This window comes from Psychrobacter sp. UBA3962 (assembly GCF_002385225.1).
Lineage (GTDB): Bacteria > Pseudomonadota > Gammaproteobacteria > Pseudomonadales > Moraxellaceae > Psychrobacter.
Map to the genome: position 1 here is coordinate 1 of NZ_DGDC01000004.1, position 14,665 is coordinate 14,665.

The 14,665-nt window shown below is 43.3% G+C and carries 12 protein-coding genes and 2 tRNA genes; 11 read left to right on the forward strand and 3 right to left on the reverse strand.

Translation table 11 applies throughout. The annotated features are described in order from the left end of the window. Positions 1-16: 16 nt before the first annotated feature. From B3S92_RS01670 to fadB, 3 genes are all read right to left on the reverse strand, one after another. Positions 17-364 carry a hypothetical protein gene (locus B3S92_RS01670; protein ID WP_296202140.1) on the reverse strand — a complete coding sequence of 116 codons (348 nt, stop codon included), beginning with the start codon at positions 362-364 and terminating at the stop codon, positions 17-19. Positions 365-505: 141 nt separating this feature from the next. Then, positions 506-1,678, reverse strand: coding sequence for an acetyl-CoA C-acyltransferase FadA (gene fadA / locus B3S92_RS01675; protein WP_296202142.1), 1,173 nt, complete (start codon positions 1,676-1,678; stop codon positions 506-508). Between the two features lie 136 nt (positions 1,679-1,814). Continuing rightward, positions 1,815-3,974, reverse strand: a complete 2,160-nt coding sequence (gene fadB / locus B3S92_RS01680; RefSeq protein WP_296202144.1) for a fatty acid oxidation complex subunit alpha FadB — start codon at positions 3,972-3,974, stop codon at positions 1,815-1,817. A 565-nt stretch (positions 3,975-4,539) separates the two neighbouring features. On the opposite strand from fadB, the gene B3S92_RS01685 reads away from it, so the two are divergent. From B3S92_RS01685 to B3S92_RS01735, 11 genes are all read left to right on the forward strand, one after another. After that, complete coding sequence (locus B3S92_RS01685) at positions 4,540-5,499, forward strand: polyprenyl synthetase family protein (RefSeq protein ID WP_296202146.1); 960 nt, start codon at positions 4,540-4,542, stop codon at positions 5,497-5,499. A 232-nt stretch (positions 5,500-5,731) separates the two neighbouring features. After that, complete coding sequence (locus B3S92_RS01690; protein WP_296202148.1) at positions 5,732-7,831, forward strand: tetratricopeptide repeat protein; 2,100 nt, start codon at positions 5,732-5,734, stop codon at positions 7,829-7,831. A gap of 176 nt (positions 7,832-8,007) precedes the next feature. Next, complete coding sequence (gene lolB, locus B3S92_RS01695) at positions 8,008-8,685, forward strand: lipoprotein insertase outer membrane protein LolB (RefSeq protein ID WP_296202150.1); 678 nt, start codon at positions 8,008-8,010, stop codon at positions 8,683-8,685. A gap of 190 nt (positions 8,686-8,875) precedes the next feature. Continuing rightward, a complete protein-coding gene (gene ispE, locus B3S92_RS01700; protein WP_296202151.1) occupies positions 8,876-9,832 on the forward strand; it encodes a 4-(cytidine 5'-diphospho)-2-C-methyl-D-erythritol kinase in 957 nt (318 codons plus the stop codon). Positions 9,833-9,914: 82 nt separating this feature from the next. Next, positions 9,915-9,990 (forward strand) — tRNA-Gln (locus B3S92_RS01705). Between the two features lie 227 nt (positions 9,991-10,217). Further along, a tRNA-Gln gene (locus B3S92_RS01710) sits at positions 10,218-10,293 on the forward strand. Positions 10,294-10,377: 84 nt separating this feature from the next. Next, complete coding sequence (locus B3S92_RS01715) at positions 10,378-11,334, forward strand: ribose-phosphate pyrophosphokinase (protein ID WP_077450619.1); 957 nt, start codon at positions 10,378-10,380, stop codon at positions 11,332-11,334. A gap of 250 nt (positions 11,335-11,584) precedes the next feature. Next, positions 11,585-12,265 carry a 50S ribosomal protein L25/general stress protein Ctc gene (locus B3S92_RS01720; protein WP_296202153.1) on the forward strand — a complete coding sequence of 227 codons (681 nt, stop codon included), beginning with the start codon at positions 11,585-11,587 and terminating at the stop codon, positions 12,263-12,265. A gap of 93 nt (positions 12,266-12,358) precedes the next feature. Further along, positions 12,359-12,946 (forward strand): aminoacyl-tRNA hydrolase, encoded by a 588-nt coding sequence (gene pth / locus B3S92_RS01725; RefSeq protein ID WP_077450617.1) that lies wholly within the window; start codon positions 12,359-12,361, stop codon positions 12,944-12,946. 227 nt (positions 12,947-13,173) lie between these two features. Beyond that, positions 13,174-13,554, forward strand: a complete 381-nt coding sequence (gene panD, locus B3S92_RS01730) for an aspartate 1-decarboxylase (protein WP_296202154.1) — start codon at positions 13,174-13,176, stop codon at positions 13,552-13,554. A gap of 102 nt (positions 13,555-13,656) precedes the next feature. Then, complete coding sequence (locus B3S92_RS01735) at positions 13,657-14,625, forward strand: calcium/sodium antiporter (protein ID WP_296202156.1); 969 nt, start codon at positions 13,657-13,659, stop codon at positions 14,623-14,625. Positions 14,626-14,665: the final 40 nt, after the last annotated feature.

A 14,665-nucleotide genomic window follows, 5' to 3' on the forward strand; every position in this document is an offset into this window, starting at 1 on the left:
CCTTAACTGACTGGCATTAGTCCACTACCCCCCTCTTTTTGGCCAGATCATCTAAAATATTGCTTGGGTCTGCCACATGATATTGCACGCCCTGCTCACTGGTAAAGCTAAACTGTTCTAAGCTTTTAGTAACCTTTCCTACCATGACTTGCGGCTTAATTGATTGCGGATTTTTTTTATCCGCTAAGCCAGTCGCTGCTAACTTAGCACTCGTTATCAGGCTTAGTCCCACCCCCACAGCTGTGATTAAAAACAGCTTGGTTAAAGCCGCTTTTTGGTAAGGATTTTTATCGTTGCTAGTAGGATCTGTGTTTTGATTGGTTTGGCCATTTTTAATAGGTTCGGCAGTTTTATTGTTAGACATAAGGCAATACCTTTTGGTAAAAGCTGAATTTATTTTGCCTAATAAAGACATAAAAAAGCACCTCTAACATTACGTCAGAGGTGCCTTTTATACAAGATAAATAAACAGAACTTTTTGCTCTATTATTTAACTTTTTTTGGGTTATACACGCTCGATAACTGTAGCGATACCTTGACCTAGACCAATACACATGGTGGCTAGACCAATTTCAGTATCCATCTGCTCCATAGCATTTAGCAGGGTTACTGTGATACGTGCACCAGAACAGCCTAGTGGGTGACCTAGAGCGATAGCGCCACCGTTAACGTTAACGATGTCTTGCTTGTCTAATAGGTTTAGAGCTTTTAGGACAGACAGACCTTGAGCAGCGAATGCTTCGTTTAACTCAATAGTTTGCATGTCATCAAGGCTCATGCCAGCACGCTTAAGAGCTTTTTGAGTGGCTGGTACTGGACCGTAACCCATGATAGCGGCATCACAACCAGCAACCGCCATACTACGGATACGAGCACGTGGCTTAAGACCTAAGTCTTTTGCTTTTTGAGCGCTCATTACTAGCATTGCAGATGCACCGTCTGATAGCGCAGAAGAAGTCGCAGCAGTAACTGTACCATTTGCTGGGTCGAATACAGGGCGTAGTTTTGCTAATGACTCTAAGGTAGTGTCAGGGCGGATAACTTCGTCCACAGTACAAAGCTGTAGGCGGCCTTGCTCGTCATGACCTTCAATACCGATGATTTCATTGTCAAAACGACCAGCTTGAGTTGCTTCCCATGCACGGCGATGAGATTCAACACCAAACGCGTCTTGTTGCTCACGAGTGATGCCATTCATGCGGCCTAACATTTCAGCCGTTAAGCCCATCATGTTAGAAGCTTTAGCATAGTGCTTAGAGGCGGCTGGGTTGATATCGATACCATGCATCATGCCTACGTGACCCATGTGCTCCACACCACCGATGATGAACACGTCACCTTGGTTGGTCATGATTTGAGCCGCTGCAGTATGTAGCGCTTGCATTGATGAGCCACATAAACGGTTTACAGTTTGACCGCCAGCAGTTTTAGGAATATCAGCCAATAAACCGATGTTACGGCCAATGTTCATGCCTTGTTCTAGGGTCTGGTTAACACAACCCCAAATCACATCTTCAACTTCATTGGTATCAAAATCGTTACGCTGAACTAAGGCACGCACTAGCTCTGCTGACATGCTGTCTGCACGAACATTACGGAACATACCGTTTTTGGATTTACCCATTGCAGTACGCACGCCATCTACGATGACCACGTCTTTTGGACTTAATGTTGTCATGTAATACTCCTTAAATTTTTTTATCGTTTAGTCTAACTGATGCTGCCTGCTCATTCATTATTGAGTCATGCGCTACTAGAGCAGATGTCAGCATCAGTTGACTAATTAATTATTTAGTCGTCCCAAGCTTATGGTATTAGGCTTTTGGGTAAAAAGTTTCGCCGGCTGCAGCCATATCACGGATTTTCTGTGGCGCTTCATAAGCCTTGCCTAGGTGAGCATATTTCTCACATAGCGCTAAGTAGTTATCAAGGCCTAGTTGGTCGATATAACGGCATGGACCACCACGGAATGCAGGGAAACCAACGCCCATAATCATTGCCATATCAGCTTCGGCTGGAGTAGCAACGATGTTGTCTTCTAGGCAGCGAACCGTTTCGTTACAGAAAGCAAGCATCATACGATCAATGATAGTTTGATCATCAAACTCTTTCTTATCGCTGTCTGTAGTCGCTTTTAATAGCTCGTAAGTGGCTTCGTCAGCAGTTTTCTTCGGCTTACCACGTTTGTCCATCTCGTACTTATAGAAACCAACGCCATTTTTCTGACCTAAGCGGTTGTTTTCAAATAGATGCTTGATAGCGCCTTTGTAGTCTGGCTTCATACGATCTGGGAAGCCTTCTGCCATTACGTCTGCACCATGCACGCCCGTGTCTAGGCCTACCACGTCGATTAAGTAGGCAGGACCCATAGGCCAACCGAATTTCTCCATTACTTTATCAACGTGTACGAAATCAGCGCCTTCTTTCAATAGCAAATCAAATGCGCCAAAGTATGGGAACAATACGCGGTTTACTAAGAAACCTGGGCAGTCGTTTACAACAACAGGCACTTTACCCATACGCTGAGCTAGCGCAACAGTAGTCGCAATCGCTTCTTCTGATGATTTCTCACCACGGATAACTTCTACCAATGGCATGCGGTGTACTGGGTTAAAGAAGTGCATACCCACGAAGTTCTCTGGACGCTCAAGCACAGTGGCTAAATGAGTGATAGAGATGGTTGAAGTGTTAGAAGCTAGGATAGCGTTTTCTTTAACTAGTCCTTCCACTTCTTTTAATACTGCGTGCTTAACTTTTGGATTTTCAACAACCGCTTCGATAACGATGTCAGTTTCGCCAAAGTCGCCGTAGTTAAGGGTTGGACGAATACGACTTAGCGTTTCACCCATTTGTGCTGGCGTCATTCTCTTACGCTCAACCATTTTGCCTAACAGCTTGCTGGCTTCACCCATACCTAAGTCTAATTGCTCAGACTTGATGTCTTTCATGATAATTGGCAGACCTTTTGAGGCTGCTTGATAAGCAATACCGCCGCCCATGATACCAGCACCAAGTACCGCAGCTTCATTGATTTCATGAGCATTCTTAGTGTGTTTTTTGGCCAGTTTCTTAACCGCTTGATCGTTTAAGAATAAACCTACTAAGCTTTCTGCTTGTGGGGTTTTCGCCGCTTTAGCGAAATGAGCCGCTTCTACTTTAATCGCTTCATCGCGGCCCAAGTTCACATGCTTTTCAATCGCTTCGATAGCAATAGCTGGAGCTGGGTACTGCTTAGGATTTGCTTTAGCGAAGATAGCGCCTTTGGCACTGTTGAATGCCATCGCTTGCTCAAGCTGATTTAGCTTAACCGGTTGCAGCTTCTCTTCACGCTTCGCTTGCCAGTCTAAGTCACCTGCAATGGCTTTTTTGACTAGGTCAATAGCGGCGGCTTCTAGATCGTCTTGTGCCACAACAGCATCAACCAAGCCTAATTTAAGAGCTTCGGCTGGCTTTTGAGCCTTACCGGTTGCAATTAACTCTAACGCATTGTCAATACCGATAACACGTGGGGTACGCACACTACCGCCAAAGCCTGGGAAGATACCTAGCTGAGTTTCTGGAAGACCGATTTGAGCTTTTTCGCCCATTACACGGTATTCACAAACTAGGGTCATTTCACAACCGCCACCTAGAGCAGCACCGTTAATCGCAGCTACTTTAGGGAATGGCAGATCTTCAAAGCGGTTGAATACACCGTTGATTTCAACGATCCAGTTTGTAATTTCTGCTTCTTCTTTTTTGAAATGGGCCACAAATTCTGTGATGTCTGCACCAGCGATAAATACGCCTTTGGTAGAGGTGACAATTAGGCCTTTTACATTATCTGCTTTTTCTAGAGCGGTCACAGCTTCGTCGAACTGTTTATTGGTTTCGGCATCAAATTTATTAACGCTCTCGCCTTCAGCATTAAACTGTAGGTTGGCAATGCCATCATCTAACAATGATACCGTAATGCGGTTACCTTGATATATCATGTAAATCTCCTTGTTATTTTATTGCTTTATTTTAAGCTTCACGTGCAATCACTCCACGTCATAAGCTAAATCACTTTAATTATATTCTAATAAGCTTAGGTAAAGCGTAAGCTGTAAAACATAGGCTTCTATAGATTCTATATTATTAGAGCGCACACAGTGTAGTAAATTACTATCATATAACTTGCCGCTTTATATCTTTACCCTAGCAGCTGTGTGTTGAGTCATCATTTACGCCGGTTAGTGTAGGGGATTTAACCCCTTGATGTCACAGCGCAATCACTGACTCATAGGTCATATATTTTATTGTATATTCTTTACAGAAACATTTATTACCCCAAAAAAACCGCCCTACCAAGCTCCACATCAGGCCTGCTTAAATCGATATTAATCTAAGTATCATAGACTTCATAAGTCATTGATTAAATAGATATTATATTATTCTGTTAGCTTAGGTGTGCTAACAGCAGGCGAAAAGTGTAACTTGCACATGTTAAACTAGTCCCCATAAAGATTAAGATAGTATTACTATAATTTCCCCTCATTTGTATTGAGCATCGGTTCTATGATTAAACAGCCCGTCAGTTTTGAAAATCTAAGTCAACAGGTCATTGCCACATTAGAGGCCGACATTGAGTCTTTGCTAAGCCATGCCAACTTACCCAGTCCCTTACAAGAAGCTTGCTACTATGCGATGACTGGACAAGGTAAGCGAGTGCGTCCGTTAATGGTGGCTTGTGGTTATCAAACCGTGCTGCAAGGTGAGACTGAAACTGCTGATAACAAGGCGACAAAAACTGAGACCTCATTAGAGTCAGTTTTGTCAGACAACTGTCGACGGGCGATGTTAGCGGTAGAGTTTGTTCACACCTACTCTCTTATCCATGATGACCTCCCCTGCATGGATGACGATGATTTACGCCGGGGCCGCCCCACTTGCCACATCAAATTCGATGAAGCCACTGCCATGCTGGCAGGCGATGTGCTACAGACCTTAGCCTTTGAAGCATTAACCGCTGACATCGAAGGGTTTGCCCCTATTTCAGAGGTGCAAGCTGCCCAATTACTAACGGTTTTAGCGCCAAGAGCCAGAAGAATGGTCTCAGGTCAAATGCTGGACTTAAATGCTGAAAACAAACAGATTACCCAAGCCGAACTTGAAGCCATACACCGGGATAAAACTGGGGCTCTAATTGAAGCAGCGGTGCTTATGGGCGGCGTGTGTGCCGAAGCAACCGCTGATCAATTGGGCGCTTTGACCCAGTTTGCCACTAATATAGGTCTAGCTTTCCAAGTGCAAGATGACATCTTAGATGTGACGGCCAGCACCGATATTCTAGGCAAGCCTGCTGGCAGTGATGAGGGACTGAATAAGTCGACCTATGTCAGATTAATGGGGGTAGAGACGGCAAGAGATTATGCTAAATCCTTATTTGATGAAGGCAAACAAGCGATTGTCGATAGCTTTGGTCAGCAAAGTGCCTTAACCGTGCTAGCAGACTGGCTATGGCAGCGCCAGAAGTAACACTAACAGCACTATTAGACTGTCTAATAATTGATTATAATAGAATTCCATATTCTGCTGTCAGCGATGCCCAGCTTAATGCTCTATTATAAGCACTATCCTATAGATTCTTTTGGGTACCGCTAGTGGGACTGTCTCTATAGCAAGCCCTATTTTTATCGTGCCAGGGTTTGCTGTCCTCCAAGTAGACACTGCCAAGTGCACAACATCTTATTACACCAGTCGGAAGTTTATGCTTTTTTTACAGCAGATTAATGAGTCTAAAAAAGTAACAAAGAGGGCCAAAAGTCGTTTTGGTAATATTCAGACTGGCCGGCGCCTGAGCTTTAAGCAGGCTTTGAGCGCTCAGCTAAAAAAAGCCACTTTAGCCAAACCCTCAACACGTAGTTTACGAACCGCTTCAAGCCGCAAGCTATCAAAAAAAGCACAGACCAATCAAAAACAATTCAATCAAAAGCAGCTCGATCAAAAAAAGCCGCTAAGCCTAAGCCGTCAGCGCTTATTACGCTTGTGTATTTTATTAAGTTTGGCGAGTATGGCCACCCACTCTGTCTCAGCATCTGCCAATGTTTTTGACCCGATACGTCGTGTGCTATCGCCGATTATCAGCATCATAGATAAAAAAGAGACTACACAGCCTGTTGCTCAACCTATCCTGTCTGAGGCTGAACTGATAGCGACTTCCAATACTAGTAACGAAAAAACAGAAGAATCTCATGGCCGCTTATCTCTGACCAAAGATCGACCCAGTTTGCTAAATGTGATGCAAGCTGAGTTCTTGATTAATCGCGGTGAGATAGACGCAGGATTACAGCTTTACAAACAGGAATCCCTTAAAGATGAAGCGACGACTGTCTTTGAACGTGCCTTAGAGCTGTCCTTACTGTATGAGATGCCAGAAGAGTCCTTGGCGTTCGCAGTTAAATGGCAGCGACAAAATACCGAACACGTTCCAGCCTTGTTCTACGTCGCTCACTTGGCATTAAAAGCTCATGATTATAATTTATCGGGCAAGGTGCTAACTGAAATCCTAGAGTATGATAATCAGGCCGATCTTAGTGAAATCCTCATTGGTATTTACCCCACCAATGAGTCTGATCAGCGCTTATTACTAGAAACCTTATTACGCCTGCCCAAGCATGACAACCCCTCTTTGTTAGTGATGCAAGCAGGTCTAATGTCGCAATTGGGTCAGCCAGATATTGCTTTATTGAGTGTCAACCGAGCCTTAAAGTTCAAGCCTGACAATGCGCCTTTTATTGTCCTAAAAGCGGATATCTTAAAGCAGCTTCAACCTGACCGTCAGGTACTGAAGTTTATTAGTGCTGAGCGAAAACGATTAAAAAATAATAAAACCTTGTATCTGTACGAAATCCGCTACCGCTTGGAGTTGGGTGAGACCCAAGAAGCGCATGAACTTTTATTACAAGCTCACAAATTATTTAATGATGAAGAGGTCACGTTACTGGCCGCTTTAGTCAGTATCGATATTGAAGCTTACCCCCAAGCAGATGAGTTGTTATCTGCGCTTGCCTCCTCGCCGGCCTATATCGATCAAGCTTACTACTATTTGGGTATTAGCGCCGAACGACAACAGAAGTTTGATAGAGCAGAGCGCTTTTTATCCAAGGTTATGCAAGAAAACTTGGTGCTAAAGGCGCGTCAAAAGTTGGTGTCTATTCAACTTTTACAAGGTCGTGCAGATGACGCGCTAGCGACCTTAAAGCAATTTAGTGAGCAATTTGATGTGTACGGACCCGAAAGCGCCATCATGCAAGCAGACATTTTACGTCAACAAGAGCAGTTAACTGCCGCGAAAAACATTTTGGCTGAAGCCAATAAGCGCTATCCCGATGATACCAAATTGATGTTTGCTAGAGCCCAGCTTTTAGACAATGAACAAGACACCGCGCTAAAGCGTAGGCTACTTGATCGTTTACTGCTCATTGATCCTGAAAATCCCGATTACATCATCGCTTCTGCCAAACTATTGTTTGAAATAGGCAACGAGCAAGATGTTGAGCAATCTCTAAATTTAGCGCAGTCGATATTGTCACTGCCCTTTGATTCACCCCAGTTTGATCAACAGAACTACTTAACCGCCTTAAATCTAGTAGCTGCTGATGCTCTGTCCAAAGAGCAGTACCAACAAGTTATTGAGTATCTCGAAGTGCCTTACGATATCTCACCGACTCTGGATTCAGGAATTATCTTACTTCGTGCCTATCAAGGTTTGGGACAACAAGATAAGGTCTTAGACTTGTTCAATGACATTCAGCAGCGCTTTGCAGTAGGCCAGCAAGACATCAGCGATAGGTTGCAATCTTACTAACCCGCCCCTTAGACACAAAACTTGAACGCTACAGACTCTTAAAACTCACAAAGCCTTGATAAAATCACATTTTTAATAAACCTTCTATTTAAACCTATACTTCCTATTGCTCTGTCTTTAAGCGCTAATCTATACCGCTTAAAGACAGACTAAGCCTAATTAAATTAAGGATAATTATGACCACACTGCTCAGCAACAAGCCTCTATTCTCAAGCCTAAAGCCCTCTTTTTCTAAAGCGTCTTCTAAAAAAGCAAGCCTCAGTTTGATGTTGGCCGCCAGTGCCTTTATTATTACCGGCTGTCAAACCACGCAACACATGGGTACGACACCTAATGCTACTAGCGGTGTGGTCACTGGCAGCACTCAATACCCAGAGCTACTACAAAGTTTTAACATCCGCGGTAAAATCGGCATCACTACTCCTAAAACGCAAAACAGTGAAGCCCAAACCGGCAGCGCTTTTTATGTCTGGGCCCAAGAACAGGAGCGCTTTGCCATAGACCTGACCGGTGCCTTAGGTATTGGCCATACCGTTATTGAATATGATGGACGTAGTGCTACTTTAGTAAGTGATCGCACGGGAGAAATTAAAGCAGCCTCTCCTGAAGAATTATTGCTACAAGCCACTGGTTGGCAAGCCCCTATCTCACAGCTGCGCCATTGGATCTCTGGTCGCCCAGCCCCTTCAGATACTAACAGTCAGTTAGATGCTCAAGGCCGCTTACAAACCTCACAGAATGGAGATTGGGTTGCTAGCTTTAGTTATAACAATGCCAGCACCCGTACCCCCAATAAAATTTCGGTGACTCGTGCTGATGGTCACAAAGTCATTATGACCATTTCACATGGCTAATTTGACTTTTTTTTATAACTATTGAGGGGTTAACCCTTCATCCTCTCAATATTTTACTTTGATTTGTGGTTAATTGACTGTCTCAGCCTGTTGCTTTTTAAGGTATTTTTTACATAACTTTTCAACTGACTCGTTAATTCCTTCGGCTGGGACGCTCTGATTCCTTTTCTGTCTTTGATGTGATTATTCTATGACCTCTTTGCCTCAGCTTAGCCTGTTCTCCCCTGCAAAAATCAACCTGTTTTTACACATTACCGGTAAACGTGCAGATGGGTATCACAACTTGCAAACGGTATTTCGACTTCTTAACTGGGGCGACACCTTACATTTTCAGGTCAGTGATAAACAGTTTAACCCTCATCAAGACTTTGCAGATACCAGGCTACCCATCACTTTAGACACTAAAGTAGCCGTCACCACAAACCTTCGTGATAACTTAATTACTAAGGCGGCCTTGGCTTTGATTGATAGTGTTAAATCCAATACCTCGCTCTTTGAGGCAGTAGATCGGTTACCAGTCATTGATATTAAGCTCGATAAAGTGCTGCCTGCTGGCGCTGGACTAGGGGGAGGTTCCTCCAATGCCGCCACCACTCTTTTGGCACTAAACACCCTATGGGGCCTTAATTTAGAGCAGCAAACCTTAATTGATATTGGCCGTAGTGTCGGCGCGGATGTGCCCATTTTTATCTTAGGTCAAGATGCTGTTGCAGAAGGCATAGGGGAGAAACTGACTCCGCTGTCCTTGCCGCCGCAGTATTATCTTTTATTAAACCCCAATGCTCACGCTTCTACTCAAGCTCTATTTGCTCACCCTGACTTACGCCGAGACATTCCGGCTATGAGCGTGGACGACATTGAAGAAAATAGCGAAGGCTATCTCAATCGGCTCTACCCCACTTTTAGTAATGTGTTTGAGCCGGTAGTGACCAGCTTAGTGCCCGAAGTGAGCGAAGCCCTAAACTATTTAAAAAAATTAGAGGCACTCACCCACAGCTCTGCTAGAATGACTGGCACAGGCAGCAGTGTATTTTTACCCCTACCCGAGGCGATGACCCCACAAATACAAACTTATATGATTGACAACCCTCCCCCTTGTCACGCGCTAATAATTGAGTCTTTATTAGGGCAAAAAAGCAGGATTTAACCTTATAAACTCGATATTTTTTAAATATCTTAGAAAAACAGTTGCAATCAATAAATTCTTGTGTATAATAACTCGCCCATAAAGGGGTATAGCCAAGTTGGTAAGGCATCAGGTTTTGATCCTGACATCCGTTGGTTCGAGTCCAGCTACCCCTGCCATATTCGTCATAGGCTAAGCCAATAATTTATAAAATTAAACGCTTTAGTTTGTTGACATATCTAGTTAGTTTTCGGTATAGTTCGCCTCGAACGCTACCGAGAAGACAACAAGTAAAAAGTATCAAAATATTAGTGAAACGAATTTATTAATATTTTGATAGTAAATTATCAAGAGACATGCTAGTTTAATAGCAGCAAATGACTTCTTGATAAAGTTTGTCTGTTACAGGGGTATAGCCAAGTTGGTAAGGCATCAGGTTTTGATCCTGACATCCGTTGGTTCGAGTCCAGCTACCCCTGCCATTTTCTTCTAAACGTTCAACTTTCTTCTTTATTTGTGCAGTCTCTACTGCTCCTCTCTTAAGTCAAATAAATAGGACTTGGACCATGCCATATCTGGCGATTTTTACGGGTAATGCCCACCCTGAACTGGCAAAAACTGTCGCTGATCACCTACACATTCCTCTTGGCCGTGCTGATGTCACGCGCTTCTCTGATGGCGAAATTGCTGTCGAGATTAAAGAGCATGTCCGTGGTAAAGACGTTTTTATTCTGCAACCTACTTGTGCCCCTACTAACGATAACTTGATGGAAATCATGGTTATGGCTGATGCTCTGCGCCGTTCAAGTGCTGGCCGCATCACTGCTGTAATGCCGTACTTTGGTTATGCTCGTCAAGACCGTCGCCCTCGTTCAGCTCGTGTGCCTATCTCAGCCAAGGTTGTGGCCGATATGCTTAACATCGTTAGCATCGACCGCGTAATGACTGTGGATTTACACTCAGATCAAATCCAGGGCTTCTTCGATATTCCAGTAGACAATATCTATGGTACTCCAGTATTACTAAAAGACCTTAGAAAACAAGGTTATGATAACCTTATGGTTGTTTCACCGGATGTAGGCGGTGTGGTTCGTGCTCGCGCCATGGCCAAAGAGCTAGGTGGTAACACGGATCTTGCTATTATTGATAAACGCCGTGCTCGCGCTAACGAATCACAAGTTATGCACATCATTGGTGATGTTAAAGACCGTGATTGCGTAATCGTTGATGACATGGTAGATACTGCGGGTACCTTGTGTAAAGCGGCTCAAGCGCTTAAAGACAATGGCGCACGCCGTGTCTTAGGTTATATCACTCACCCAGTATTATCGGGTAATGCTATTCAGACCATTAGCAATTCAGTTTTGGATGAGTTAGTAGTTACTGACAGTATTCCTTTATCTGAAGAAGCAAAAGCTTGTGAAAAAATTCGCCAAGTAACCATTGCTTCCTTACTGGCTGAAAGCTTACGCCGTATCAATAACGAAGAATCTATTAGTGCTATGTTTGAGTCTATCGACTGAACCTTTCTGCCCTAATAAGCTTTATTGATATTAAAAAAACCGCTGTCTTTTAGAGAGCGGTTTTTTTGTACTGGATTTTAGGGATCAATGTCCGTATAATACGCCCTCTGTATGTAAGCAAAAAGTACTGAGACTGAATTAACAGCCAGTAAAATCTGCTATACAGTATATAGATGTGTGTCTGGCCACGTTGGTCGCAAGCGTAGCTTGAACGCATCAAACCCTAATTAATTTAATCAAGGATACTCTCATGAGTGATATTTTATACACGGTAAATGGCATTGTCCGTACCGATGATCAGCAGGGCAAAGGTGCGAGCCGCCGCCTGCGTAAGCAAAACTTAGTTCCTGCCATTATCTATGGTGGTAACGAAGAGCCTACTACTATCGCTATCAAAAACAATGAGCTTTGGAAACTTCTAGAAAACGAAGCTTTCTTCTCAAACATTTTGACTATCAAGCTTGATGGTGAAGAACAGCTAGCGGTTATTAAAGACCTACAGCGTCACCCATCTAAAGGCTTCCCAATGCATGCTGACTTCCAGCGCATTGTTAAAGGTCAGAAGATCAACATGAACATCCCAGTTCACTTCATCGGTCGTGAAGAAGCGCCAGGTACTAAAGCTGGTGGTATCTTATCTACTCTAGTGACTGACATCGAAATCGTATGTCTACCACAAGATCTTCCAGAGTACCTAGAAGTTGACGTATCAGCTCTAGAAATCGGTGAGTCTCTACACTTAACAGACATCAAACTTCCTGAAGGTGTTATCATCTTTGAACTAGATGTTGATGAGCCAGTTGATCGTACTGTAGTTAACATGCAAGCTCCAACGGTTGAAGAAGTGGACGAAGATACTGAAGAAGAAGTTGACGCCGCTGACGTACCTGCTACTGAGCAAGGTGCTGAAGAAGACAAAGGCGAAGAATAATTCGTCTCCTGCCTATAGATTGGATGACTGCTTTCGGGCAGTTATCTAAATCTTGATACTGGCAGACATAATTTATTATACAGTGAGAACGCTATGTCCCAACTTAAGCTTATTGTTGGGCTTGGCAACCCAGGTCAGCAGTATGTCGAAACCAGACATAATGCTGGCTTTTGGTTTGTGGCCCTGATTGCTGACCAATTTAATATTGAACTGGCAGCTGACAAAAAGTTTCATGGTTTAACTGGCCGTGGTCGTATCTTTGATACCGATGTGCGCCTACTGTTGCCGATGACTTTTATGAATAAGTCAGGCCAATCTGTGGTCCCAATGGCAAAATATTACGATATTAAGCCAGAAGAACTGCTAATCGCCCATGATGAGTTAGATATTCCTGCGGGAAGTATTAAACTTAAAACAGGAGGCGGTCATGGCGGTCATAACGGACTGCGTGATATTACTCCTCATCTTGGAAATGACTTCCATCGCTTACGTATTGGCATTGGCCATCCAGGACATAAATCCAAAGTAAGTGGCCATGTTTTATCCAAACCCTCCCCTGATGATCAGGTTGCGATTGAAGCCGCTCTGGGTGCAGCCATGGATTCCTTAAAGCTTATGGTAACTGGTGATATCGAAAAAGCACGTAGCCAGATTAATGGCTTTAAGCTGCCCAATAGCTAATTGATTCTGTTAAGTAAACAAGCTGTCGGTAACGATGGCTTTTTTTCTCTTCCCTACTTTAAAACTAGCTTATACTTAACACTAGATTATTCGATAATTTTTTGATAATTTAGGTTTTTTGATAATTTAGGTATAAATTGGCAGAAAACTGCTTATTTTATAGGTATAATCTGCTTTCTAATTCTTTTCTGCACGACCTCTAGTCTATAATTTCAAGGAAATCCCCTATGTTATTGACCTTATTAAAAGGCAAGCTACACCGTGCCCGTGTCACTCACGCTGACCTGCATTATGAAGGCTCTTGTGGGGTAGATGGTGACTTACTAGATTTGGCTGGTATTCGTGAGAACGAGTCGATTGATATCTACAACGTAAGCAATGGTAAGCGCTTTCGTACCTATGCCATTCGTGCTGAAGCAGGCTCTGGTATTATTTCATTAAATGGTGCAGCGGCTTATATGGCAGATCTTGGTGATATCGTTATCATTTGTGCTTATGCCCAGATGGATGAAAAAGAAGCCGATACTCATAAGCCAAAATTAGTTTACTGCAACGAAGACAATACCGTGAAAGACACGGCTAATGTTATTCCTGTGCAAGTTTCTTAATCTATACTTTTACTATCTTTAATAAAAAATGCTAAGCGATTTATATTGCTTAGCTTTTTTATTTTTCTTAATTTTTTCCATTAATCTATCTTGGAGTTTTTTATGGGCCTAGCGATTATCGCTGTCATTATTGGCCTGGCTATTTTGGTCTGGAGTGCTGATACTTTTATTGATGGAGCCACCAGTCTGGCTGTGCGCTTTAATATGCCTAGCTTCTTAATTGGGGTGATTATCTTAGGCATTGGCACCTCGGCACCTGAACTAGTCGTTTCTGCTTTAGCTGCCTTAGCAGGTAGTCCCGATATCGCCTTAGGGAATGCCTATGGCTCTAATATCATTAACATTACTTTAGTGTTGGGGGTTACTGCCCTCATTAGCCCCATCATCATTCGTAGCGATGTGATTCGTTATGACCTAATGCTGTTAATAGCAACTACCGCTTTGGCCGCCATACAATTGGCGGATGGCAATTTGTCATTAATCGATGGTATTATGCTGGTTGTGGCGTTAGTGGCTGTACTGATGATACAAATATTTTTAAGCCTACGCGGTAATAAAGACAAGGTAGAGCTACCAGAAGAGTTGGCCGCAAAACAGCAAATTAATGTCTTAAAGTCTTTTGGCACCTTGATATTGGGGTTAAGTTTATTAATCGCTAGCTCACGAGCCATCGTTTGGGGTGCGGTTGAGTTGGCTACTTTATGGGGAATGAGTGAGCTTCTAATTGGGCTTACCATTGTGGCCATTGGTACCTCCTTACCTGAGTTAGTAGCCAGTGTTGCGGCAGCAAGACGTGGTGAGCATGACATGGCCTTAGGCAACGTTATTGGCTCCAACTTATTTAATACCTTAGGTGTGGTGGGTCTAGCTGCTATTATTAAACCCATGCAAAACATTGACCCGCTGATTTTATCGCGTGATATGGTGATGGTAGGCTTGGTCACTCTAATCCTGTTTATTTTGGCAATTATTGCCTTTAGACGTCAGGGTGAAATGAAACATGGTAGTGGCGTAGTACTGATTTTAACCTTCATCTTCTACTCAGTATGGCTGGCCAAATCTGCCCTCTAACTTAAGTCATTAACTTAGGTTAATAACTACAGCTTCCCAC